Raw genomic sequence first — 23,760 nt, forward strand, 5'->3', positions numbered from 1 at the left:
CTCCTTCCATGCCGTCGTGGTGTGAACGTTCCGAGTGGCCGTGTCTCAGCCGGCCTGGAGGTTGTCGGCGACCTCACGGGCGAGGTTGGTCAGCGCCTCGTCGGCCAACTGGTCCGGGTCGGCGCCCGAGCCGTCGGTCAGGTCGAGCTGGATCCGCGCGCCGCCGGAGTCGGCCGGATCCACCCGGATCTCGGCGGCCCAGCCGGCCTCGCCCCACCGGGCCCGCAACTCCTCGCCGCTGACCTCGGCGGGAGGGCTCCCGTCGCTCCGCAGCGGCGCCGGCAACCAGGCCGAGGCGCGGGCCGGGTCGGTGGCCGTGTTGAAGACCACCTCGGGCGGCGCGGACATGCCGCGTACGGCTCGCGCCGCCATCAGGCGTCCCGCAGGCGGCTCGGGTCGACCTCCCGGCCGGGATTGCGGGCCAGGTACTCGGTCTCCAGTTCCGCGGTGCGCCGCAGGTGGTTGGCGAGCGCGGAGTCCGCCGCGTGCCTGAGGGTGTCCAGCCGGGTCCGGTGCAGGCTGTGCATCTCGCGGATCAGGTCGTCGTCGGTCAGTTCCGTCGGGTCCACGCCGACCGTGTCGCCGTCGAGGTCGACGCCGCCGGGGTCGGCGAGGTGGTCGCCGCCCCACTCGGGCACCCGCTGCTCCGGGCTCATCTCCGTGCCGCCGCTGGACGCAAAGCCGTCCTCGCGTACCGATCCGGTCATCATCGCCCCCCCTGGTCTCGTTTGGGCTGGCGTCTAGACGGATGCCCACACCGGGTGACGCCAAACCATCCCACCCGCGGCAGCTACGACGCCGCGTCGGAGAGCGCCGCCGTTCCCGGTACCCTCGACGCCATGAGGTGGCTCTGGACCCCGGCGTGGATCGCACGTCACGTGGCCATGGTCGTGCTGGTCGGGAGCTTCCTCGGGCTGGGCTGGTGGCAGATCAGCCGGGCCACGGCCGGCAACAACCTCAGCTGGGGGTACGCCGTCGAGTGGCCGATCTTCGCCGGCTTCGTGGTCTACGTCTGGTGGCGCGAGGTGCGCCTGGCCCGCCGGGCCGCGCAGGGAGGCACCGAGCCACCTGCGGAGCAGGCCGTCGAGCCGCCGCCGGCCGCGACCGCCGGTTCCCGACCGGCGGTACGCCGACCGGTGCGGGTGACGAGGGTGCCGGTCGACGCGTCGCCCGGTGATGACGCGACCCTGGCCGCGTACAACGACTACCTGTCATGGTTGAACGCCAATCCGGGCGCCCGGCCCGGTGACTACCCCGGCTGAGCCGGGCTTCGGAAGGACGGACGAAGGTGGGCGCAGCCCTTACCCGGTACCGCGTGATCGCCTGGATCGTGGGCGTGGTGCTGATCGTGCTGGTCGTGATCGGCATGCCGCTGAAGTACGCGTTCGACAACCCGGTCGTCGTGGAGACGGTCGGCCCGGCGCACGGCTTCCTCTACATGATCTACCTGGTCGCCGCGTTCGACCTGAGCCGCCGGGCCGACTGGCCGCTGAAGCGGATGCTCCTGGTGATGCTCGCCGGCACCGTGCCGTTCGTCTCGTTCTACGTCGAGCGCTGGGTCACCGCCTGGCTCGACCGTCCCACCGCCCGTACCCCGGAGCCGGTCGCCGGCTGAACGGCGACGCCCGGGGCGGGCGGTCAGCGGTCGGGCCGCCACGGGTCGGCCGACGCGATCGGGTCGACCCAGTCGCCGTACCGGTTGACCTCCCGGGCGCGCAGCAGCGCCCGGGTGACCTGGCCGAACTGCTGCTCGTCGTCGGCGCTGAACAGCAGCGCCTCCGCGCCGCGGTGCCAACCCCACAGCTCGTACGGGGGGGGCCGCCAGCGGTCTCCGACCAGGGCGAGCGCGGCCGGCAGCAGGAGGACCGCTCCGAGGATGAGGTACGCCTCGGCGGTCAGCCGTTGCAGGCCACCGCTGAACCCGAGGAGCAGGCCGACCATGCCGATCATGGAGCCGGTGGTCACGACGGCCCGGACGGCGATCCGGTCGTGCGGGCCCCGGGTGGTACGCAGGTGGGTCAGGTCGAGGATGCGGTAGCTGGTGCGGCCGACGGTGAACCTGTCGACGGTGACGATGATGCCGGGTCGCGCGTAGAGCAGCGTGGACCTGGCGCCGGGCACCGTTCGCTGCGGTCGCGTCGTTGCGCCTTCACGATTCACGGTTCCTCCCGCTGGGCGGTCTGCCGGGCCGGGTCCGTGGCTACGGGTGTGACTGTCCGACGACGGGATTCCCGGCTCCGGGCTCCATTGTGTTGGGGCACCGCCACTCCACCTGGGGATTTACGTGAGCGGTAAACCCACCCGTCCGGGCGACATCGCTCGGAAACAGGATCCATTTCAGGTTTTATCGGTTATGGCGGACGGTTAACCGGCGGCATACGCCGGGAACGACGAAAGTCGTATATCAGTCAGTAGCTGCAAAACGGACCGCTTTGCCCTTCGCTCCCGTGTCGGCAGCCCCGTTGACGCTGTCCTCCCGCAGCGGCCCTACCTGCCACTTGGTCAACATTCGCCCCTACTTCAACTGCGCAGCACAACCGTCCCGGGTTAGGTTGAGCAGGCCGGTCCGGTCCAGTGCCGTCCACCCGGACGACCCCGGCCGGTGTCGCCGAGGGCGTCAGCAGCCCCGTCGGCGGCCGTGGGAGAGGAGCCTCTCGCTCTTGTCATCCCTGAGAACCCTGCTGCGTACCGTGGCGCTGGTCGGCCTGTCGGCCGCCCTGATCGCCCCGACGGCGGCGGCGCACGCCGAGCCGTCCCCCGCCGACCTGACCCGCCGGATCGAGACGTCCTCGGCCGAGCTGGAGCGGGTCGTGGAGTCGTACAACAAGCTCACGGAGGACATCAAGGTCAACAAAACCGCGGTGGCCCGATTACAGGCCCGCATCGGCCCCCTCGAAGAGCAGGCCGAGCAGAGCCGGGCGGACGTCACCGCACTCGCCAACAGCGCGTACAAGAGCGGGGGTCTGCGTACCGCCGACGCGTTGCTACGGCCCGGCGGCGCCGCGGCCCTGCTGGATCGGCTCGGCACCCTCGACCAGCTGACCCGACAGCGCCAGGAGCGCATCTCCGGCTTCACCGACAACCAGCGGCGACTCCTCGACGAGAAGACGCGGCTGGACGCCACGCTCGCCCGGCAGGCCGCACAGGCCCGCGAGCTGGCAGCCGGCAAGAAGCGCATCGAGAAGGACCTGGCCGAGCTGTACGAGCTGCGCCGGCAGGCGTACGGGGCGGCCACCGAGCGTCCGGCGCCCACGACGGCGAAGTCCGAGGCCCGAAACGTACCGGCCGTCGCCGGTGATGCCGGCGCGGCCGTGCGCTACGCCTTCGGGGCGATCGGCAAGCCGTACGTCTGGGCGGGTGAAGGGCCCAACGGCTACGACTGCTCCGGCCTCACCCTCGCGGCCTGGCGTGCGGCCGGAAGGTCGCTGCCGCACAGCGCACGGATGCAGTGGGGCGCGGTCGCGCACATCGGCCGAGGCGACCTGCGGTCCGGAGACCTCATCTTCTACAGCGGTCTCGGGCACGTCGCCCTGTACGTGGGCGACGGGCAGGTCATCGACGCGCCGAGCGCGGGTCGCAACGTGCTCAAGCGTGGCATGAACCTGATGTCGATCCACGGTTACGGCCGGGTCCGCTAGCGGACCCGGAGACGGCGAACGGCCGGCGTCCCCCTATCGGACGCCGGCCGTTCGCCGTCATTACTACCAGGTCAGGCTGCCTGCAGCCCCTCCGCGCGAGCCAGCTCGCGGAGACGGCCGAGGGCCTGGATCTCCAACTGCCGGATCCGCTCGCGGGACAGCGAGAAGCGCGACGCGACCTCGGTCAGCGAGTGCTCGCGGCCGTCCTCCAGCCCGTAGCGGGCCCGCATGATGCCCGCCGAACGGTCGTCGAGGTGGTTGAGCAGTCCCTCGATGCGCTGCCGCTCCAGGCCGCTGAGGACGATGTCCTCCGGCGACGGCGCGTCGCTGTCGGCGACCAGGTCACCGAGGTTGGTGTCGCCGTCGTCGCCGACCGGGGTGTCCAGCGACACGGTGTCCTGCGACCAGCGACGCAGCTCGTTGACCCGCTCGACGGTAACGCCGAGCGACGCCGCGATCTGCTCCGGCTCCGGGTCGCTGCCCAGCTCACGGGTGAGCTGCCGGATCACGTTGCGCATCCGGTTGACGTCCTCCACCAGGTGCACCGGCAGACGCACGGTGCGCTCCTGCTGGGCGATCGCCCGGCTGATGGCCTGGCGGATCCACCAGGTGGCGTAGGTGGAGAACTTGTAACCACGCTCGTAGTCGAACTTCTCGACCGCCCGGACGAGGCCGGTGTTGCCCTCCTGGATCAGGTCCAGCATGGGCATCCCCGAGCGCACGTATCGGCGCGCGATCGACACGACCAGTCGCAGGTTGGCGCGGATGAAGAGGTCCTTCGCGCGCTCACCCTCGACGACCAACCGATCCAGGTCATCCCGGTCGACACCGTCGGGAACGGCATCCTCACCGAGCAGGTGCTCGGCGTAGAGGCCGGCCTCGATCGCCTTGGAGAGATCGACTTCCTTGGCGGCGTCCAGCAGTGGCGTCCGGGAGATCTCGTGCAGGTAGACGCCGACCAGGTCGCGCTCCTCGGCAACCTCGTCGGTCCGCATGCCGATGTTCTTGTCCACGTTGCCCACGGTCCCCTCGCTCGCGCCGGTTGCCCGGTTCCTTGCCATTCCCCACGTCCGGTCAGCCCCTGGTAACTTCTGCTGTGCCCACCGGTGCTGACACCTACACAACAGATGAGACGTGTCAGGGATTCCATGCCGTGAGTCGAAAGTGTCACGAATGCCTGAGTAATTGCTGAGAGCACGGTCCATGTTTGCTGTCAGCACCCGTCAGGTGGCACGTCGCTGGGCACCTCGAACGGGCTGGTGGATCGACGGATCACCATCGCCCGCACCATAGGCAACACCGCCCGCCGTGCTGACACAGCGACCCGGGTCACCACCCTGCTGCGATCCTGGTCACTGCCAGATACGCAGCGGCGGACCGGTCGGTTCATCCACGGGGTGTTATTACCCTCCGCCCCGATGAACAATCCGGAGCCTCATTCGCTTCCTGGGTGGGCGGGCTCAGGAGGCGAGCAGCGCGAGGGCTCCGCGTACCTGGTCCGCGGAGCGGGCGAGGGCGGCTCGTGCGGCGGGCACCTCGGCACCGGACACCAGGGTGACGAGTGCCGTCTTCAGGTCACCCCCGGCCTCGCCGAGGGCCTGCCGGGAGATTTCCTCGGAGCAGCCTGTGGCCTCGACCAGGATCGAGATCATTCGGCCCCGAAGCTTGGCGTTGGTGGCAACCATATCGATCATGAGGTTCGAGTAGACCCGACCCAGGCGCACCATGACGGCGGTCGAGAACGCGTTCAGCACCAACTTCTGCGCTGTGCCCGCCTTCATCCGGGTCGACCCGGTGACCACCTCGGGTCCGGTGTCCACCCCGATGAACACATCGACCGACCGGGCAGCCTCCGCCTCCGGATTGGCGCAGAGCAGCACGGTCGAGGCACCCGTGGCGCGGGACGCGGCGAGCGCCCCGAGGACGTACGGGGTGCGCCCGCTGGCTGCCAGACCGACCACGAGATCACCGGCGCGCACACATCCGGCCGCTTCGAGGGCGCCGCCCTGGTCGTCGTCCTCGGCGTCCTCCAGGGCGCGCACCATGGCGTCCGGGCCGCCAGCGAGGTGGGCGCAGAACCAGTCCCGGGGCGAGTTGAACGTGGGGGCCAGTTCGGCCGCGTCGAGCACGCCCAGCCGGCCGGAGGTGCCGGCACCGAAGTAGTGCACCCGGTTGCCGCCACGCAGGGCCGCGACGGCCAGGTCGACCGTGGCGGCGATCTCGTCGAGCACCGTGGCGACCGCCGCCGGCACCCGTCGGTCGGCCTCGTTGATCACGGTGAGGACGTCCCGGGTCGACATCAGGTCGAGGTCGACGCTGAGCGGGTTGCGCCGTTCGGTCGGCGCGCCCACCCGGACCGCCGGCCGGGCGGGCGGTGCTGACATGTCCTTGTCCGGCTCCACCGAACCGGGCGTCATGCCCGCCTCCGGCTCGCGCCCACCCGGTGCGACTGGACCGCCTCGGCGGTCGCCTCGAGGGCCTTGCGGGCGCGGGACCGGTTACGGGCGGCCACCCCGACGAACAGGCAGTCGACGACGGTCAGCTGCGCCAGCCGGCTGGCCGTGGCACCCGAACGGTAGGTCGTCTCGCGGGCCGCGGTCGTCAGCACGAAGTCGGCGACCTCGGTGATCGGCGAGCGTGGGAAGTTGGTCAACGCCACGGTGGACGCACCGCGCGTCCGAGCCTGCTCCAGGACCTCGATCACGTCGGAGGTGGTGCCGGTGTGTGAGATGCCGATCGCGACGTCGCCGCGACCGAGCAGGGCCGCCGAGGTCAGCGCGGTGTGCACGTCCGGGAAGTAGAAGGCGATCCGGCCGATGCGGTGCAGCTTCTGCTGGAAGTCGGAGGCGACGAAACCACTGGCCCCGGCACCGTAGATGTCGATCCGGCCGGCACCGGCGATCGCCTCGACGACCTGCTCGCAGACGGCCGGGTCGAGCTGTTCGGCGGTCTCCTCGACGGCCCGCGCGTCGTTGAACGCGATGGTGGCGATGATCTGGGCGAGGTCGGCGCCGGGCGGGATGTCACCGCCGACGACCCGGGCGTCCGGGGGCTCGATGCGGCGGGCAGCCTCGGCGGCGAGCCGGATGCGCAGCTGCGGGTAGCCGTCCATCCCGACCGACCGGCAGAACCGGATGACCGTCGCCTCGGATGTCTCCGCTGCGGTGGCGAGGTCTGTGATGGTCCTGCGGGAGGCGGCGGCCGGGTCGGACACGACCAGCCGGGCGACCCGCTGCTCGGCGGGCGACAGCGACGGCAGAAGCCCGCTGATGTGGACGATCAGCCCACCAGGCTCGTGACTCGCAGAAATCTTCGGACTCTTCGCCACGGGTGAAACTTACTTTCACCAAGCGTGACCGTCAACCATCACCGTCTGTGGTGGGACGCGTGTCGACCGTCCGGCTCACGCGTTCCGCTCAGCCTCCCACGTACCCAGGATCGCCGCCTCATCCGCCGGGTCGAGTCCACCCTGCGGTACGTCGCCCGGGTGAGCGCTCATCCACGAGGCCGTCGCCCGAACGGTGTCGGCAAGCGGACGGACGACCAACCCGGCGGCCAGGGACGCGGTGACGTCCCGGTCCATCAGGCCGGCGAACTCCGGCAGCCGCACCCAGAGCGGCAGCGCCCGCTCCCCCCACCACTCGCGTACGTCGTGTGCACGCAGGAAGTCCTGGTCGATCCAGGTGAGACGGGGATCGGCGACACCCAGACCGGCGGCCACCCCGGCCAGCATCTCCGCCCGGGACATCGTCGGCCCGATGCCGTCGTACGTGCCGCCGAGCCGGGTGCCTGCGGCGTGCAGCAGCCAGCCGGCCAGATCCTCGACGTCCACGAACTGCACCCGGTCGGTCGGCCGCCCCGGCGCGAGGACCTCGCCCCCACGAGCCAGCCGTCGCACCCAGTACGGGAAGCGGTTGCTCGAATCCTCCGCGCCGACGATCAGCCCGGCCCGGCAGATGAACGACCTGTCCTCACCCACCCGCTCGCGTACCAGCCGCTCGATGACGACCTTGCACTCGCCGTACCAGCGGAAATCCGGGCCCGGTCCGTCCACGTCCGACGGCGGAGGCGGCAACACCGGCGCGTTCGCCGCGGAGAGACCCGGGGTCGTGTTGTCCGCGTACACCGACATCGTCGACACGAACGACCAGTGACCGACGTGATCGGCCAGCGCGGCGAGCGCGTGCCGGGCGTGGCCGATCACGCGGGTCACGTCCACCACCGCGTCGAAACCCTGGCCGGCGAGCGGCGTCAGCGCCCCAGGGTCGTCGCGGTCGACCGGCACGAACCGCACCCCCTCCGGCACCGCGCCGGACACGCCCCGGGCCGCGCAGGTCACGTCATGCCCCCGCGCGACGGCGAGCCGAGCGACAGCCCGACCGAGAAAACGAGTGCCTCCAAGAACCAAGATTCGCGCCATCCCCAGATCCTGCGCCAAAGCCATCCAAAAAGACGAACCCCTCTGCTCTCGGCAGAAACCGCCCCCGCCCGACGACCGGTCGATCATGAAGTTGTTGCCACGACACGCCGGCCTGACAGGCAACAACTTCATGATCGACGAGGTGGAGGGTGGCGGTGGCGGGTGGTCGTACCGCTGCGGGGTGGTTCTGCCGCGTCGGAGCCGGCGGCGGACGGCTTGGTCCGGCTCGCCGCGGACCTGACCGACCCGGCCGACGTGGCCCGTGTCGTCGAGGCTGCCGTGGCCGACCCGGCCGCGCCGCTACGGGCGGTGGTCAACCTGGTCGGGGGGTACGCGAGCGGCGGCCTCGTGCACGAGACGCCGGTCGAGGAGTTCGAGCGGATACTCGCCGTCAACCTACGCCCGACGTACCTGGTCACGCAGGCCGCCCTGCCGCACCTGGTCGCGGCCGGGGGCGACGCGGTGGTCTGCGTCTCCGCCCGCGCGGCGGTGACCCCGTTCCCCGGAGCGGCCGGCTACGTCACGGCCAAGGCGGCGGTGCTGGCCTTCGCCAACGCCGTCGCGGTCGAATACCGCTCCCGCAACGTCCGCTGCAACTCGGTGCTGCCCAGCGTCATCGACACGCCGGCGAACCGGGCCGCGCAACCCGACGCCGACCACTCCCGCTGGGTCACCCCAGCCGAGATCGCGCCGGTGATCCGCTTTCTCGCCTCCACCGACTCCGCGCCGACCACCGGGGCCACCGTCCCGGTCTACGGACGCGCCTGAACCAGCAACGGTCCGCCGCCACGCCCATCCCTGTCCCGGGCCGCACTGGCCGGCGGCGGGTGCGCCGACGGTGCCACGGTCGAGGGCCGCGCCCGGTCGGGTCCAGCGTCCGACGGCAACCAGGAGGACAGGTGCGCCTGGATCTGCTCGGTCACCTCCTCGGCCGAACGACCCGCGTCGACCAGGACGAAGCTCGGGTACTCGGGCAGGGTCCGGTAGGCGGTGTCCGCAGCGGTCAGCCAGCCCATCGACTCGTGGTCGGTGCCGCGCTCCTCGATGCGCCGGTACGCCTCAGCCGGGTCGACGGCGAGCAGGAAGGTGACCTGCGGCGTCGGGAACAGTCGGTAGCCGGCCCGAGCCAGGCGCTCCCAGCGGTGCCCGCCGTGAGCGCGGATGCTGGCGTACTGGCAGGCCGAATAGCGGTCCATGACGGCCGTCCGACCGGTGAGCAGGCAGCTCAGCAGGGCCACGGCGATGGCCAGCCAGCGCAGCACGGACTCCACCGCCAGGACACCGTCACGCCCGACGAGTCGCTGCGCGTCCGGGAGGCCGAGACGGTGGGCGAGCCGGCCGAGCCAGCGACGCCCACTGGCGTTGCGGCGGTACGTGGCGGGACGGCCGGCGGCGGTCAGCGCGTCGGCCAGTCGGTGTGCCTGGGTGGTCTTACCCGAGCCGTCGATGCCGATCAGTGCGACGGTGCGCAACCGGGTCTTGCCGCGTCGCATCCCCGATGGTCTGGCCACCCTCGACAGGATATCCGACCCACGCTTGCGGCCTGCGTGGTTAATACCGTTTGTTCCGGTTGGCACCCGACCGCGACCAGAGCAGGTGTGGGCGACCGGAATGCCGGGTACGGGGGTTCGAATCCAACCGCCTGTCCGCCCACACGACCGACGGGAGATCCAGATGGCTGAGCGCGGAGACGAGAGTCTGGTGCACACCCTGAAGAAGGTCGCCGCCGTGCTCAAGCAGTCCGAGATCCCGTTCGCCCTCGGCGGCAGCTTCGCCGTCTACGCGCACGGCGGCCACTCCAGCGACCACGACGTCGACTTCCTGATTCGCGAGGCCGACGTCGAACGGTCACTGGAGGCGCTGGTGGCCGCCGGCTTCCGCGCCGAACGGCCGCCGGAGGACTGGCTGGTCAAGGTCTTCGACGAAGATCGGATGGTGGACCTGATCCACCGGCCGATCGAGACGCCGGTGACCGAGGAGACGTTCGCCGACACCGTCGTACGGCCGGTGGACGCCATCCGCATGCCGGTCCTGTCCGCCACCCAGCTCATGGTGCACAAACTGCTCAGCTTCTCCCAGCACTACTGCGACTTCGCCCGCGGTCTCCCGCTGGCCCGGTCGCTGCGGGAGCAGATCGACTGGGAACGGGTACGCAAGGAGACGCAGCACTCGCCGTACGCCGAGGCGTTCCTGGTGCTGCTGGACCGGCTGGAGGTGGTGCCGGAGCCCGGCACCCCGGCAGGAGAGGAGACACCGTGACGAACGATCAGGCCGGTGGCGCGGCGCCACCCGACGAGTACGTCGAAGCGGAGATCCAACGGCTGCTCACCGAGGATCCGGCCGTCGCCGAGCAGGGGATCACAGTGATCCGGCGGGAGGACGCCCTCGTGCTCTACGGCGAGGTGGAGAGCCCGCACCGGCGGGAGGAGATCCTGCGTCTCGTGTCCGAGCGTTTCCCGGACGTGCCGATCACCAGCGACATCGGGGTGATCCGCGTCCAGGCGCCCACGGAGATCGAGCAACTGCCCTGAGGGAGGTTTCATGGTGATCCGGATCGCCGCAGTGGGCGACGTGCATCTGGACGAGGACGTGGTCGGCCGGTTCCGCCCGGCCCTGGAGGAGCTGCCGGAGTGCGCCGACGTGCTGCTGCTGGCCGGCGACCTGACCCGGCACGGCACCGAGGCCGAGGCGCGCTGCGTGGCACAGGAGTTCGGTGGGTTGGCCGTACCGGTGGTCACCGTGCTGGGCAACCACGACCACCAGTGTGACCAGGTGCCACAGGTGGTGAAGGTGCTCGAAGACGCGGGCATCACCGTGTTGGAGGGCAACGGCGTCGTCCTGGACTGCGCGGGCGGGCGGCTCGGCATCGCCGGGGTCAAGGGCTTCGGCGGGGGGTTCGCCGGCCGATGCGCGAGCGACTTCGGCGAGCCGGAGATGAAGGCGTTCGTCCGGACCACCAACGAGAGCGCGGACCGCCTCGGCACGGCCCTGCGCTCGCTGGACTGCGACATGCTGGTCGCGCTCACGCACTACGCCCCGGTCCCGGACACGTTGCTCGGTGAGCCGTTGGAGATCTACCCGTTCCTGGGCTCGTACCAGTTGGGACAGGCGATCGACTCGGCCCCCACCGCCCTCGCCCTGCACGGGCACGCGCACGCCGGCACCGAGCGCGGCACGACCCCGGGAGGGGTACGCGTCCGCAACGTGGCGCACCCGGTGATCAAGCAGGCGTACAGCGTCTTTCATGTCGGGGACCAACTCGACACGGACCAGGTTTCCCCTATCGGAGGGTCGGGTATTCAGAGGTCATGGAGCTGATTCTCTGGATTCTCGCAGTCGTACTCGTGGTCTTCGGCATCCTCGCGCTGTTCCGCCGGCAGATCCTGTGGGGCATCGTCCTCATCGTTGTCGGGCTGTTGGTCGGCCCGGGTGGTGTCAGCATCTTCAATTGACGCTCGTCCTTCCAACCACACTCTTCACGAAAACCGGAACCCGTCGGGGTCGCCGCGACCGGAGCTTCGTCCTCCCGACAGAAGCACCGGCCGCAGCGACCCCGGCGCCTTTTTTGTGTTTGACCTGACGCTCGGTGGAAATATCTCGACCATGGAGATATCTCGCGAGGCACGGCCCGCCTCCGGCCGGCGGTCGCGCTGGGCGCTCGCCGGCTTCGCGGCGGCGGTCTTCGTCGCGGCCGCGATCGGCGGGCTCGGAGTGCGGGGCACCACCGACGAGTACGCGAGCCTGCGCCAGCCGGACTGGGCACCGCCGTCGTGGCTCTTCGGCCCGGTCTGGACGGTTCTCTACGCGCTGATCGCCGTCGCCGGCTGGCTGGCCTGGCGCAGGGTCGGCTTCTCCCCCGCCCTGTGGGCGTGGACCGCCCAACTCGTGCTCAACGCCATCTGGACGCCACTGTTCTTCGGCGCGGGGCGGTACGGACTGGCGTTCGCCGAGATCGTCGTGATGTGGCTGGCGATCGGCCTCACCGTGGTGCTCTTCGCCCGGGTGTCCCGGGTCGCGGCGGCGCTGCTGCTGCCGTACTGGGCGTGGGTCACCTTCGCCGCCGCGCTGAACCTGTCGATCTGGAGGCTCAACGTCTGACTGACCGGCGGGTCTCCGGCGGGTCACCCCGCCGGAGACCACAGGAGGTCAGCAGCGGGGGATGCCCGGGATGTAGCCGTCGTAGCCGGTGTAGACGTACGCGTCCGCGATGTAGCGGCCGCTGCCGACACGGTCCCAGATCGAGCTGGTGCCGTAGGTGCCGGTGACCGTGGTGCCGCTGGTCTGGCAGGCGATGGTCACCCGGGTGCCGTCGGCGACGGTGCCCACCGAGGCGTATCCCGTGCCGGGGCCGGAGCGGACGGTCAGCGGCGTGCCACTGGTGTCGACAGTGGCGTTGCCGGTGCCCGAGGAGCAGGCGTTGTTGCTGGTGTAACTCTTGCTGCCCCAGTACAGCGCGAGGGTGCCGTTGAACCTGACCTGGATGTCACTGCCGTTGAGGCGCTGCTCGTAATGCAGGTGGGGTCCGGTGGATCCGCCGGTGCTGCCCACCCAGCCGAGCACCTTGCCGTAGCCGACAGTCTGCCCGACCGAGACGTTGAAGCCGTTGAGGTGGGCGTAGTAGGTCGTGTAGCCGCCACCGTGGTCGATCCGGACGTACTTGCCGTAGCTGGTGCCGCCGAGGTCGGTGACCCGGTCGACAGTGCCGGGGGCGCTGGCCACCACGGGGTCGCCGAGGTCGTCGGTGCGGTTGAAGTCGACGGCGTACGCCGGACTGTGGTCCGACCGCGTCTGCCCGGACCAGGACTGGCCGCACGGGAACGGCACCTTGAAGGTCGGCGCGGCCAGCGCCGGGGTCGCCGGCACCAGCGCTGCACCGACCAGCAGACCCGTCACCAGCAGGCTCATCCACCGCTTGCGCATACAGCTCCTCCTATGTCGAAAACCTTCGATGAGGTGGCCCTAGCCTGACAGATATCGTCAATCTTCGAAAGAGTCCCCAGCCTGTCCCTGTAGCGCGCCCACCAGGCAACTCGAAGGTTTCCGGATTGTTACTCGCTCGTGTCTGGCAGGGGGTGGACCAGACCCGATGCAAGCGCTTACATGTGTGCACGCCCAATCGGACCGGCGCGGGTCGTCAGCGAGACCACGCCGGCTAGGAAGGAGGACGGCATGGCGGTCTTTACCAGACCACGCCAGGCCTTCGTGATCGCCGGTGTACTCGGGCTGGCGCTCAGCGCCACCGCTTGCGGTACCGGCAATGACAAGAAGAGCGACAAGGCGGGCTCCGCGGAGTGCGCCCCGTACGAGAAGTACCAGGGCCACGACGGCAAGAAGGTCTCCATCTACGCGTCGATCCGTGACGCCGAGGCCGACCTGCTGGAGCGGTCCTGGTCGCAGTTCACCGACTGCACCGGCATCGAGATCGCCTACGAGGGCAGCGCCGAGTTCGAGGCGCAGCTCCCCGTCCGGGTCGACGGCGGCAACGCCCCCGACATCGCCTTCGTGCCCCAGCCGGGCCTCGTGAAGCGGTTCGCGGACGCCGGCAAGCTGAAGTCCCTCAGCGCCGACACCAAGGCCCTGGCCGAGCAGAACATGCCGGCCGACTGGCTGAAGTACGGCACCGTCAACGGGACGCTCTACGGCGTGCCGCTCGGCGCGAACGTGAAGTCCTTCGTCTGGTACTCGCCCAAGACCTTCAAGGAGAAGGGCTGGGAGGTTCCGACCACCTGGGACCAGCTCATCGCGCTGAGCGACAAGATCGCCGCCAGCGGCATGAAGCCGTGGTGCGTGGGCGTCGAGTCCGGTGACGCCACCGGCTGGCCGGCCACCGACTGGATCGAGGACGTGATCCTGCGGACGCAGGGCCCCGAGGTCTACGACCAGTGGACCACCCACGCCATCCCCTTCAACGACCCGAGGATCGTCGACGCGGTCGACCGCGCCGGCAGCATCCTCAAGAACGAGAAGTACGTCAACGGCGGCTTCGGCGGGGTCAAGAGCATCACCACCACCGCCTTCGGTGAGGCCGGTCTGCCGGTGACCACCGGCAAGTGCGCCATGCACCGGCAGGCGTCGTTCTACGCCAACCAGTTCCCCGAGGGCACCAAGGTGGCCCCGGACGGTGACGCGTTCGCGTTCTACTTCCCGGCCATCGACCCCGCCAAGGGCAAGCCGGTCCTCGGCGCTGGCGAGTTCGTCGTCGCGTACGCCGACCGTCCCGAGGTGCAGGCGGTGCAGACCTACCTCGCCTCCGCCGAGTACGTGAACAGCCGCGCGAAGCTCGGTAACTGGGTCACGGCGAACAACAAGCTGGACATCGCCAACGTGGCCAGCCCGATCGACAAGCTCTCCGTCGAGATCCTCCAGGACAAGACGGGCACCTTCCGCTTCGACGGATCCGACCTGATGCCGGCCGCCGTCGGCGCGGGGACGTTCTGGAAGGGCATGGTCGACTGGCTGAACGGCAAGCAGACCGCCCCGGTGCTCCAGGGCATCGAGAGCAGCTGGCCGAAGTGATCACGGTGGCCCGGTTCGCGTCCGCGAGCCGGGCCACCGGCCGATCTGGACCCAAGAAGGAGGGTTGATGGAGTTCGACTTCACCGATGAGCAGCCGAAGCTCCTCATGCTGATGTACGGGCTGGTCGCTTTCGTGCTGGTGGTGGGCGGTCTGCTCCTGCTGCTCGATGTCGTACCGGCCTGGTTCGCCCGACGGCGGGAAGCTCAGCTCGTCGCCGCCTCGGTCAGTGGCACGCCACTGACCCGGCGCCCCAAGCAGCGAGAAGGGCTCTTCGCGCTGTTCTTCCTGCTGCCGACGCTGCTGCTGCTCGCCATCGGTCTTGTCGTGCCGGCCATCCGCACCATGCTGCTCTCCCTGATGAACGGGGGCAGCACCGAATGGGTCGGGCTGCGCAACTACGGCTGGATGTTCTCCGACAGCTCGATGCTCCGGGTCCTGATCAACACCCTGGTCTGGGTGCTCCTGGTCCCGCTGGTGGCAACCGCCTTCGGCCTCATCTACGCCGTGCTGGTGGACAAGGCCCGCTTCGAGGCGGTCGCCAAGTCACTGATCTTCCTACCGATGGCCATCTCGTTCGTCGGCGCCAGCATCATCTGGAAGTTCGTCTACGCGTACCGCGGCGAGGGCGACCAGATCGGTCTGCTCAACCAGATCGTCGTCAGCCTGGGCGGTGAGCCGAAGCAGTGGCTGCTCGAATCACCCCTGAACACGCTGCTGCTGATCGTCATCATGGTCTGGATCCAGGCCGGCTTCGCCATGGTGGTGCTCTCCGCCGCTATCAAGGCCATCCCCGGTGACATCGTCGAAGCCGCCCGGCTCGACGGTGTCAGCCCATGGCAGATGTTCTGGCAGATCACCATGCCGAGCATCCGGCCGGCACTGATCGTCGTGGTGGTGACGCTCACGATCGCCACGCTCAAGGTCTTCGACATCGTCCGGACCTCGACCAACGGCAACTACGACACGAGCGTGATCGCCAGCGAGATGTACAACCAGGCCTTCCGGTACGGCCAGAACGGGCAGGGTTCCGCGCTCGCGGTGTTCCTCTTCATCCTGGTCATCCCGGTCGTGATCTACCAGATCCGCAACCTCCGTCAGCAGCGGGAGGGCTGAGATGACGACCGCAACGCCCACCGTCGCCGCCGGCACCCAGAAGACCGCCGACGCCACGTCCACCGCCAGGCGGGTTCGCAAGCGGTTGAACAGCCGTACGGCGACGCTCGTCTCGATCGTCATCGCGGTCGTCTGGACGATTCCGACCTTCGGCCTGCTGATCTCCTCCCTCCGGCCGGAAGACGAGATCAAGACGACCGGCTGGTGGACGGCGTTCACCAACCCGCAGTTCACCCTCGAGAACTACCAGCAGGTCCTCTTCGGGCGGTCGGCGTCGTCGGGGCAGCTCGCCAGCTACTTCATCAACTCGCTGGCGATCACCATCCCGTCGGTGCTCTTCCCGCTGGCCTTTGCGTCCCTCGCCGCGTACGCGCTGGCGTGGATCAACTTCCGCGGGCGGGACTGGCTCTACATCGCGATCTTCGCGTTGCAGATCGTTCCCCTGCAGATGGCCCTGGTGCCGCTACTGAAGTTCTTCTCCACCGGCGTCACCCTCGGCGGCGTCACCCTGATGCCGGCCTGGGGCCTGGTCGACGAACAGAAGTTCGCCCAGGTGTGGTTCGCGCACACCTGTTTCGCGCTTCCGTTCGCGGTCTTCCTGCTGCACAACTTCATCTCGCAGCTCCCCGGAGACCTGATGGAGGCGGCCCGGGTCGACGGGGCCACCCACCCGAAGATCTTCCGCACCATCGTGTTGCCGCTGATCACCCCGGCGCTGGCCGCGTTCGGCATCTTCCAGTTCCTCTGGGTCTGGAACGACCTGCTGGTCGCGCTGATCTTCGCCGGTGGCGGCAACGAAACCGCCCCGCTCACGGTCCGGCTCGCCGAGATGGCCGGCACGCGGGGCAACGAGTGGCAACGGCTCACCGCTGGCGCGTTCGTCTCGATCGTTGTACCGCTCGTCGTATTCCTGTCCCTGCAACGCTTCTTCGTGCGAGGTCTGCTCGCCGGCAGCGTCAAGGGCTGACCCGCCTGCCCGCCGCCGCCCGGCCCCTGAGGGCGGCGGCGGGCAATGGGTACCGAGCGGGGGAACCATGACGAGGATAGATGATGTCGCCCGGCTGGCCGGGGTCTCGACGGCCACCGTCTCGCGGGCGCTGCGCGGGCTGCCGACGGTCTCGGCCGCCACCCGACGCCGCGTACTCGCTGCCGCCGAGCAGTTGGACTACGCCGTCTCGCCGAGCGCGTCCCGACTGGCCGGTGGTCGCACCGGCACGGTCGCGGTGGTGGTACCCCGGATCACCCGCTGGTTCTTCAGCACCGTCGTCGAGGCCGTCGAGGAGTACCTCCACCACTCCGGCTACGACCTCCTGCTCTACAACCTCGGCGGTCGGGAGCAGATCCGCCAGCGGGTGCTGCGCACCGCCAACCTGCACAAGCGGGTCGACGCCATCATGCTGGTCGCCACGCCGCTGCGCCCGTCCGACCGGACCGCGCTGGCCGCCCTGGACCTGCCCGGGGTGACCATCAGCTCCGGAAGCAGGGTGCCCAACTGGCCCTGCGTACGGATCGACGACGTGGCCGCCGCGCGGATGGCCACCCGTCACCTGATCGACCTCGGCCACCACCGGATCGCGCACATCTCCGGGGACCCCGACGACGAGCTGGCGTACACCACCCACCTCGACCGACGCAGGGGCTACCAGGCCGAGCTGCGGGCCGCCGGCCTGCGACCCGACCCGGGCCTGGACGTCGAGTCGTCGTTCACGATCGACGGCGGCAACCGGGCCGCCGCCGAGCTACTGGCGCGCGGTGAGCCGCCGACGGCGATCGTCGCCGCGTGCGACGAGATGGCGATGGGCGCGATGACGGCCCTGCGCGATGCCGGGCTGCGCGTACCGCAGGACGTCAGCGTGGTCGGCATCGACGACCACGACCTCGCCGGCGTGCTGGGGCTGAGCACCATCGCGCAGCCCGCCGCGGAGCAGGGGCGCCTGGCCGCCCGGATGCTGCTCGATCCGCTCGCGGACCGCAACCTGGGTCCGGTCGTCGGTCAACGCACCGCCGACGGCGACTCGCCAGTGATCCTGCCCACTCGGCTGGTCGTCCGGGAGTCCACCGCACCGCCCCGGGCACACTGACACATCAACCACGGCACGACACGGGAGACGACCCTGAACACCGACCCGACTCAGCAGACCCCCACCGGCTGGTGGACCGAGGCCGCCATCTACCAGATCTACCCACGCTCGTTCGCCGACTCCGACGGCGACGGGGTCGGCGACCTGCCGGGCATCACCGCCCGTCTCGACCACCTGGTCGAGCTGGGGGTGGACGCGGTGTGGCTGTCCCCCTTCTATCCGTCCCCGCAGGCCGACGCGGGGTACGACGTGGCCGACTACCGGAACGTCGACCCACTGTTCGGCACCCTCGCCGACGCGGACAAGCTCCTCACCGAGGCCCGCTCCCGCGGCCTGCGGGTGATCGTCGACCTGGTGCCCAACCACACCTCGTCGGCGCACCGCTGGTTCCAGGAGGCGCTGGCCGCCAGCCCGGGCAGCCTCCCGCGGTCCCGGTACATCTTCCGGGACGGCCTCGGCCCGGCCGGGGACCAGCCGCCGAACGACTGGCAGAGCGTCTTCGGGGGCCCGGCCTGGACCCGGACGGTCGATCCGGACGGGCAGCCCGGCCAGTGGTACCTGCACCTGTTCGACACCGGCCAGCCGGACCTCAACTGGGACAACCCGGAGGTACACGAGGAGTTCCTGGACGTCCTGCGGTTCTGGCTGGACCGCGGGGTGGACGGGTTCCGGGTCGACGTCGCGCACGGCCTCATCAAGCAGGCCAACCTGCCCGACTGGCAGGAGCCCCAGGAGATCCTCTCCGGCAACGAGATCGACAAGCCACGGCCGCCGATGTGGGACCAGGAGGGCGTGCACGAGATCTACCGGCAGTGGCGGCAGGTCCTGGACAGCTACCCGGGCGAACGGGTACTGGTCGCCGAGGCGTGGGTGGAGCCGGCCGAGCGGCTGGCCCGCTACGTCCGCCCGGACGAGATGCACCAGGCGTTCAACTTCGAGTACCTGCTCGCCGCGTGGACCGCTCCGGCCCAGTACGCGGTGATCACCCGGTCCCTGGAGGCGACCGACTCGGTCGGCGCGCCGACGACCTGGGTGCTGTCGAACCACGACGTGGTGCGGCACGCCTCCCGGCTCGGTCTGGCGATCGGTGGCGGCCGGCCCAACGGCATCGGCATCGGTGACCCGCAGCCGGACGCCGCGCTCGGTCTGCGCCGGGCCCGGGCGGCCACCCTGCTGATGCTCGCCCTGCCCGGCTCCGCGTACCTCTACCAGGGCGAGGAGCTGGGCCTGCCCGAGCACACCACGATGCCGGACGAGGCCCGACAGGACCCGACCTGGGCACGCAGCGGGCACACCCAGCGGGGCCGCGACGGCTGCCGGGTGCCGATCCCGTGGGAGGCCGACGCCCCGTCGTACGGCTTCGGGCCCACCGACGCGAGCTGGCTGCCGCAGCCGCCGTCCTGGGCGGAGTACGCGCTGGACCGGCAGCGCGACGTGCCCGGCTCGACGTACGAGCTGTACCGCGAGGCGCTGCGGCTGCGCCGTGCCCACGGTCTGGGCCGGGGCACGCTCGAGTGGCTGTCCTCCGATGACGAGACGTTGGTGTTCCGCAACGGCGAGCTGACCGTGCTGACCAACTTCGGCGACGCCCCCGTGCCGCTCCCGCCCAACGCCGAGGTACTAGCCACCAGCGCACCCCTGACCGGGATTGCGATCCCCACCGACGTGACAGTCTGGCTGCGCAGCTGACCCACACCCACCGCAACAGCGCCGATCTTGCACTTTCTGTCGCCGAGATGAACCGGTATGGGCGCTTTGTCGCGACAGAAAGTGCAAGATCGCGGGGTGGGGGTGGGGGTGGGAAGGGGGTTTGGGTCAGAGATGCTTGGCGCGGGTTTCCAGGAGGCCGTGCACGTTCTTGATGTCCGTTGGTGAGCTGCGGGACGCGAGCCAGTACATGACGCCCGTCGGGATGAAGAAGAGTTGGAACGCGGCCAGCCCGACGGCGAAGTTCAGTGGTGGAGGGAATGCCGTTCGCAGCGCTTGGAAGGCCACCCCGACCAGCCCGTTGCCGGCCGCGCGACCGACCCCGTTGACCAGGTTGCCGAGGCTGTAGACGCTCCCCCTGTGCTCCGGCGGGTTCACGTCGGCGATCAGCGCGAACCAGTTCGGCGAGTTGGCCGAGGTCAACGCGAGCGCCACCACGGCGGTGAGCAGGCTCAGCCCGACCGACGGCTCGGTGATCACGCTGGCCAGCACCGCGCCGACGACCGCGCCGCCGCCCGCGCCGTCCGGCACGTCGATGGTCACCGGCACGAAGAACAACACCAGGTAGAACGGCAGCGCGGCGAGGATGCCGACCGCCGCGACCAGGGCCCGACCCCGAGGGGTACGCCGCTGCACCGCGTCGCCGGTCAGGCCACCCACGATGGACAGCACACCGCCGAACTGGAACAGGGTGGCGAACACGCTGCCGACCACCACCGCCGTGGACTCGGAGTAGCCCTGGGCCTCGGCCCGCTCGGCGAAGAGCCTCGGCAGCCACACCAGCGAGCCGAAGGCGGCCTGCGCGGTCAGACCCTGCAGGATCAGCCACCGGTTGGTCCGCCGGTCCAGGATGCGTGGCAGATCGGCCCGGCTGATGCGGTAGTCGTACTCGGCCCCGGCGTCCAGCGCGCCAGCCAGCTCCGGCTGGCTCTGACCGCGTCGGACGTCGTAGGTGAACAGGTACGCCAGGGTCGCGGCGACGCCCACCCCGGTCAGCAGCAGGAACGGCCGCCGCCAGTCGGTCGCCCCGAGCAGCCCGCCGACAAGCGTGCCGGCGAGCGTACCGACACCCTGGGAGAGCCCCCAGAAACTCATCACCAGCCCGCGCCGGGCCGGTGAGATCAGGTCGGTGACCACCGAAAAGCCGACCGAGCCCACCGCGCCGAGGCCGATCGCCGCGACGAGTTGGGTGGCCAGGAACGTGAGGTACCCGCCGGCGAGCGCGCTGCCGCCGGTGCCCGCCGCCCAGAGCAGCGTGCCCACCATGAGCAGGGGCTTGCGGTCGCTGCGGTCGCCGACGTACGCCCAGCCGACCGCCGCGACCGCGCTGACCAGGAAACTGACGGCGGTGACCAGGCCCAGCAGCCCGGCCGAGACGTCGAACGTCCGGGCGATCGGCCCGTACAGCGGGGGGACGAGCCCGATCGCCACGTTGTCCAGTGAGGCGAGCACCACGAACACCACGACGCTGTACAGCCGGTGCACCGGGCCGCCGCCCCGGCCGTGCGAGCGTTGCTCCCGCCCGCCACTGGTCACCGTCATGACCAGCAGCCAATCAGACTCGGCCGAGCCGGTTGGCACGCGGGTGGACGTCGATCACCGTTGACCGACGCCCACCCGGTCGATCCGACGCTCAGCGCCGGTCGAGCACCAGTCCGCTGGCTGCGGCGTACTGCTCACGGACGGCGGGGACGGGCTCCGCCGCGTACTCCTCGGTGCCCTTGACCTCCCACTGCGGTGCCGTCGCACCGACCAGGGCGACCCAGGCGGCCTGGCGGGCGGCCCCGTCGGCGACGTACTCCCCGGCGGGTGGGACGACGACCGGGCAGCCGAAGACCTGCGGTGCGATGCGGCGGACCGCTGCCGACCGTGCCCCACCGCCGACCAGGATGACCCGGCGGACGGTGGCACCCTGCGCGGTCAGCGCGTCCAGACCGTCGGCGAGGGCGCAGAGCATGCCCTCCACAGCGGCCCGGGCCAGGTGCGCGGGGGTCGAGGTGCGCAGGGTCAGGCCGTGCACCGCGCCGGTGGCCAGCGGACGGTTGGGCGTGCGCTCACCCTCCAGGTAGGGCACCATGACCAGCCCGTCCGCTCCGGCGGGTGCGGAGAGGGCCAGCTCGGCGAGCGCGTCCAGGTCGACGCCGAGCATCGTGGCGGCGGCGTCCAGCACGCGCGCGGCGTTGAGCGTGCAGACCAGCGGCAGGAAGCGGCCGGACGCGTCGGCGAAGCCGGCCACCGCACCGCTGTCGTCGGCCGCCGGCACGTCGGCCACGCTGAACACCGTGCCGGACGTGCCGATCGAGACGACCACGTCGCCGGGCCCGGCGCCGACGCCGAACGCGGCGGCGGCGTTGTCGCCCGTGCCCGCGCCCAGCACCGCGCTGCCCAGGTCGTCGCTCAGCCGGCCGGCCGACTCGGCCGGGCCCAGCACCTCGGGCACCACGAGCTGCCGACCGAAAGCCCGTTCCAGCAGGTCCGGGCGGTAGGAGCCGGTGGCCGGGGACCAGTAGCCGGTGCCGCTGGCGTCACCCCGGTCGGTCCGCAGCGCCGACAGACCGGGCGCGCCGGCCAGCCGCCAGGTCAGCCAGTCGTGCGGCAGGCACACGGCGGCCACCCGGGCGGCCTGCTCCGGCTCGTGACGGGCCAGCCAGCGCAGCTTGGTGATGGTGAAGCTCGCCACCGGCACACTGCCGGTGGCGTCGGCCCAGAAGCGACGCCCGGCCTCGCCGCCGCCGGCCTCCTCGACGAGGTCGGCGGCGGCGTCGGCGGAGCGGGTGTCGTTCCACAGCAGGGCCGGACGGACCACCCGGCCCGCCTCGTCGAGGCAGACCATGCCGTGCTGCTGGCCGGCGACCGATACCGCGGCGACGTCGGCCAACCCACCGGCCTCGTCGACGGCGCTGCGCAGCGCCTTCCACCAGGCTTCCGGGTCGACCTCGGTGCCGTCCGGGTGCGGCGCCCGGCCCTGCCGGAGCAGGGCGCCGGTCTCCGCGTCCCGGATGACCACCTTGCAGGACTGTGTGGACGAGTCAACGCCCGCGACCAGCGGCATGGCGGGGCCTCAGCGGGCGCCGAGCAGGTGCTCGACGGCGAGCTGGTTGAGCCGGACGAAGCCGAAGCCCCGGGCGGCCACCGCGTCGACGTCGACGTCCTCGAACGCGGACCGGTCGGCGAGGAACTCCTCGTAGCCCTCGCCGTCGCCGAGCGTCGGCGTGCTCAGCTCGCCGACCTTGCTGGCGGCCAGCGCCTCGACGACCTCCGGGTCGGCGCGGAACGCCGCCGCGCGCTCCTTGAGCAGCAGGTAGGTGCTCATGTTGGCCGCGGCCGACGCCCAGACACCGTCCATGTCCTCGGTACGCGAGGGCTTGTAGTCGAAGTGCCGGGGACCGTCGTAGGTCGGCCCGCCGTTCGGGCCGCCGTTCTCCAGGAGGTCCACCAGGGCGAACGCGTTCATCAGGTCACCGTGACCGAAGACCAGGTCCTGGTCGTACTTGATGCCACGCTGGCCGTTGAGGTCCAGGTGGAAGAGCTTGCCCTGCCAGAGCGCCTGGGCGATGCCGTGGGCGTAGTTGAGCCCGGCCATCTGCTCGTGCCCGACCTCCGGGTTGAGGCCGACCAACTCCGGGTGCTCCAACTGGGAGATGAAGCCGAGCGCGTGCCCGATGGTGGGCAGCAGGATGTCGCCGCGCGGCTCGTTGGGCTTGGGCTCCAACGCGAAGCGCAGGTTGTAGCCCTTGTCGATGGAGTACTGGGTGAGCAGGTTGACGGCCTCGCGGTACCGGTCCAGGGCGGCGTGGACGTCCTTGGCGAGGTCGTACTCGGAACCCTCGCGGCCACCCCACATGACGAAGGTGCTCGCGCCCAGCTCGGCGGCCAGGTCGACCTGGCGCAGCACCTTGCGCAGGGCGAAGCGGCGGACCTCGCGGTCGTTGCTGGTGAAGCCGCCGTCCTTGAAGATCGGGTGGGTGAAGAGGTTGGTGGTGACCATGGGCACCACCAGGCCGGTCTCGTCGAGGGCCTTGCGGAACCGCGCGATGTGCTGGTCGCGGGTCGCGGCGTCCGCGCCGAACGGGATCAGGTCGTCGTCGTGGAAGGTGATGCCGTACGCGCCCAGCTCGGCGAGGCGGTGCACGGCCTCGACGGCGTCCAGCTCGGGACGGGTCGCGTCGCCGAACGGGTCGCGGGCCTGCCAGCCCACGGTCCAGAGCCCGAAGGAGAACTTGTCGGCGGGGGTGGGACGAGGTGCCATGGGTGACCTCCGGGATGGTGGTGTCAGGTATTTGT

25 protein-coding genes and 1 pseudogene are annotated in these 23,760 nt (G+C 70.5%); 14 read left to right on the plus strand and 12 right to left on the minus strand.

The annotated features are described in order from the left end of the window. Positions 1-45: 45 nt before the first annotated feature. Positions 46-372, minus strand: a complete 327-nt coding sequence (locus ACGFH9_RS25830) for a hypothetical protein (protein ID WP_355241808.1) — start codon at positions 370-372, stop codon at positions 46-48. Beyond that, entirely contained in the window at positions 372-710 is a 339-nt protein-coding gene (locus tag ACGFH9_RS25835; RefSeq protein WP_393223985.1) for a DUF6158 family protein, read from the minus strand. Before ACGFH9_RS25835 ends, ACGFH9_RS25830 begins: the two co-directional genes overlap by 1 nt. Before the next feature lie 129 nt (positions 711-839). Here ACGFH9_RS25835 and ACGFH9_RS25840 point away from each other — a divergent pair, with 129 nt between their 5' ends. Continuing rightward, the gene (locus ACGFH9_RS25840; RefSeq protein ID WP_393223988.1) at positions 840-1,262 is read left to right on the plus strand and encodes a hypothetical protein; all 423 of its coding nucleotides are present in this window, start codon (positions 840-842) and stop codon (positions 1,260-1,262) included. Between the two features lie 26 nt (positions 1,263-1,288). Further along, entirely contained in the window at positions 1,289-1,615 is a 327-nt protein-coding gene (locus tag ACGFH9_RS25845) for a DUF3817 domain-containing protein (protein WP_393223991.1), read from the plus strand. Between the two features lie 23 nt (positions 1,616-1,638). On the opposite strand, the gene ACGFH9_RS25850 is transcribed toward ACGFH9_RS25845, so the two are convergent. Next, on the minus strand, positions 1,639-2,160 hold the full coding sequence (locus ACGFH9_RS25850) for a DUF6232 family protein (RefSeq protein ID WP_393223994.1): 522 nt from the start codon (positions 2,158-2,160) through the stop codon (positions 1,639-1,641). 500 nt (positions 2,161-2,660) lie between these two features. Here ACGFH9_RS25850 and ACGFH9_RS25855 point away from each other — a divergent pair, with 500 nt between their 5' ends. Beyond that, positions 2,661-3,638, plus strand: a complete 978-nt coding sequence (locus tag ACGFH9_RS25855) for an NlpC/P60 family protein (protein ID WP_393223998.1) — start codon at positions 2,661-2,663, stop codon at positions 3,636-3,638. Positions 3,639-3,709: 71 nt separating this feature from the next. Here ACGFH9_RS25855 and ACGFH9_RS25860 read toward each other — a convergent pair whose 3' ends face one another. The 4 genes from ACGFH9_RS25860 to ACGFH9_RS25875 all read right to left on the minus strand — a co-directional run bounded on the left by ACGFH9_RS25860 (position 3,710) and on the right by ACGFH9_RS25875 (position 8,058). After that, positions 3,710-4,699, minus strand: coding sequence for a sigma-70 family RNA polymerase sigma factor (locus tag ACGFH9_RS25860; protein WP_355619885.1), 990 nt, complete (start codon positions 4,697-4,699; stop codon positions 3,710-3,712). A 399-nt stretch (positions 4,700-5,098) separates the two neighbouring features. Continuing rightward, the gene (locus ACGFH9_RS25865) at positions 5,099-6,055 is read right to left on the minus strand and encodes an N-acetylmuramic acid 6-phosphate etherase (protein ID WP_393224002.1); all 957 of its coding nucleotides are present in this window, start codon (positions 6,053-6,055) and stop codon (positions 5,099-5,101) included. After that, positions 6,052-6,966, minus strand: coding sequence for a MurR/RpiR family transcriptional regulator (locus tag ACGFH9_RS25870; protein WP_355241831.1), 915 nt, complete (start codon positions 6,964-6,966; stop codon positions 6,052-6,054). Before ACGFH9_RS25870 ends, ACGFH9_RS25865 begins: the two co-directional genes overlap by 4 nt. A gap of 75 nt (positions 6,967-7,041) precedes the next feature. After that, the gene (locus ACGFH9_RS25875; protein WP_393224006.1) at positions 7,042-8,058 is read right to left on the minus strand and encodes an NAD-dependent epimerase/dehydratase family protein; all 1,017 of its coding nucleotides are present in this window, start codon (positions 8,056-8,058) and stop codon (positions 7,042-7,044) included. Between the two features lie 156 nt (positions 8,059-8,214). Here ACGFH9_RS25875 and ACGFH9_RS25880 point away from each other — a divergent pair. Continuing rightward, positions 8,215-8,826 (plus strand): annotated as a pseudogene (locus tag ACGFH9_RS25880) (SDR family oxidoreductase); the annotation flags it as partial. Here ACGFH9_RS25880 and ACGFH9_RS25885 read toward each other — a convergent pair. Beyond that, on the minus strand, positions 8,811-9,551 hold the full coding sequence (locus ACGFH9_RS25885) for a dTMP kinase (RefSeq protein ID WP_393224098.1): 741 nt from the start codon (positions 9,549-9,551) through the stop codon (positions 8,811-8,813). The pseudogene ACGFH9_RS25880 and the gene ACGFH9_RS25885 overlap by 16 nt on opposite strands. A 118-nt stretch (positions 9,552-9,669) precedes the next feature. Here ACGFH9_RS25885 and ACGFH9_RS25890 point away from each other — a divergent pair, with 118 nt between their 5' ends. The 5 genes from ACGFH9_RS25890 to ACGFH9_RS25910 all read left to right on the plus strand — a co-directional run bounded on the left by ACGFH9_RS25890 (position 9,670) and on the right by ACGFH9_RS25910 (position 12,156). Continuing rightward, the gene (locus ACGFH9_RS25890; protein WP_393224101.1) at positions 9,670-10,317 is read left to right on the plus strand and encodes a nucleotidyltransferase; all 648 of its coding nucleotides are present in this window, start codon (positions 9,670-9,672) and stop codon (positions 10,315-10,317) included. Then, positions 10,314-10,589: a hypothetical protein gene (locus tag ACGFH9_RS25895; RefSeq protein WP_355241837.1), complete on the plus strand. Its 276-nt coding sequence runs from the start codon at positions 10,314-10,316 to the stop codon at positions 10,587-10,589. The genes ACGFH9_RS25890 and ACGFH9_RS25895 overlap by 4 nt, the downstream gene beginning before the upstream one ends. Positions 10,590-10,599: 10 nt before the next feature. Further along, a complete protein-coding gene (locus tag ACGFH9_RS25900; RefSeq protein WP_393224009.1) occupies positions 10,600-11,376 on the plus strand; it encodes a metallophosphoesterase in 777 nt (258 codons plus the stop codon). Next, the gene (locus tag ACGFH9_RS25905) at positions 11,367-11,510 is read left to right on the plus strand and encodes a GPGG-motif small membrane protein (protein WP_393224012.1); all 144 of its coding nucleotides are present in this window, start codon (positions 11,367-11,369) and stop codon (positions 11,508-11,510) included. Before ACGFH9_RS25900 ends, ACGFH9_RS25905 begins: the two co-directional genes overlap by 10 nt. Before the next feature lie 151 nt (positions 11,511-11,661). Further along, positions 11,662-12,156: a TspO/MBR family protein gene (locus ACGFH9_RS25910; protein WP_393224015.1), complete on the plus strand. Its 495-nt coding sequence runs from the start codon at positions 11,662-11,664 to the stop codon at positions 12,154-12,156. Positions 12,157-12,204: 48 nt separating this feature from the next. On the opposite strand, the gene ACGFH9_RS25915 is transcribed toward ACGFH9_RS25910, so the two are convergent. Then, on the minus strand, positions 12,205-12,978 hold the full coding sequence (locus ACGFH9_RS25915) for a peptidoglycan DD-metalloendopeptidase family protein (RefSeq protein ID WP_393224018.1): 774 nt from the start codon (positions 12,976-12,978) through the stop codon (positions 12,205-12,207). Positions 12,979-13,227: 249 nt separating this feature from the next. Between ACGFH9_RS25915 and ACGFH9_RS25920 the strand changes: the two genes are divergently transcribed. The 5 genes from ACGFH9_RS25920 (at position 13,228) to ACGFH9_RS25940 (ending at position 19,458) form a co-directional block, all read left to right on the plus strand. Continuing rightward, positions 13,228-14,574, plus strand: a complete 1,347-nt coding sequence (locus ACGFH9_RS25920; RefSeq protein ID WP_393224021.1) for an ABC transporter substrate-binding protein — start codon at positions 13,228-13,230, stop codon at positions 14,572-14,574. A 67-nt stretch (positions 14,575-14,641) separates the two neighbouring features. Beyond that, on the plus strand, positions 14,642-15,688 hold the full coding sequence (locus ACGFH9_RS25925; protein ID WP_393224024.1) for a carbohydrate ABC transporter permease: 1,047 nt from the start codon (positions 14,642-14,644) through the stop codon (positions 15,686-15,688). Position 15,689: 1 nt separating this feature from the next. Next, on the plus strand, positions 15,690-16,655 hold the full coding sequence (locus ACGFH9_RS25930) for a carbohydrate ABC transporter permease (RefSeq protein WP_355241854.1): 966 nt from the start codon (positions 15,690-15,692) through the stop codon (positions 16,653-16,655). A gap of 67 nt (positions 16,656-16,722) precedes the next feature. Further along, positions 16,723-17,769 (plus strand): LacI family DNA-binding transcriptional regulator, encoded by a 1,047-nt coding sequence (locus tag ACGFH9_RS25935; protein ID WP_393224028.1) that lies wholly within the window; start codon positions 16,723-16,725, stop codon positions 17,767-17,769. 33 nt (positions 17,770-17,802) lie between these two features. Beyond that, complete coding sequence (locus tag ACGFH9_RS25940) at positions 17,803-19,458, plus strand: glycoside hydrolase family 13 protein (RefSeq protein ID WP_393224104.1); 1,656 nt, start codon at positions 17,803-17,805, stop codon at positions 19,456-19,458. Positions 19,459-19,584: 126 nt separating this feature from the next. On the opposite strand, the gene ACGFH9_RS25945 is transcribed toward ACGFH9_RS25940, so the two are convergent. From ACGFH9_RS25945 to xylA, 3 genes are all read right to left on the minus strand, one after another. Continuing rightward, positions 19,585-21,018, minus strand: a complete 1,434-nt coding sequence (locus tag ACGFH9_RS25945; protein WP_393224031.1) for an MFS transporter — start codon at positions 21,016-21,018, stop codon at positions 19,585-19,587. Positions 21,019-21,109: 91 nt separating this feature from the next. Further along, the gene (gene xylB, locus ACGFH9_RS25950) at positions 21,110-22,528 is read right to left on the minus strand and encodes a xylulokinase (RefSeq protein WP_393224034.1); all 1,419 of its coding nucleotides are present in this window, start codon (positions 22,526-22,528) and stop codon (positions 21,110-21,112) included. A gap of 9 nt (positions 22,529-22,537) precedes the next feature. Beyond that, entirely contained in the window at positions 22,538-23,725 is a 1,188-nt protein-coding gene (gene xylA / locus ACGFH9_RS25955; protein WP_393224037.1) for a xylose isomerase, read from the minus strand. Between the last annotated feature and the right edge of the window lie 35 nt (positions 23,726-23,760).

It is taken from the genome of Micromonospora sp. NPDC049102 (assembly GCF_043197485.1).
Lineage (GTDB): Bacteria > Actinomycetota > Actinomycetes > Mycobacteriales > Micromonosporaceae > Micromonospora.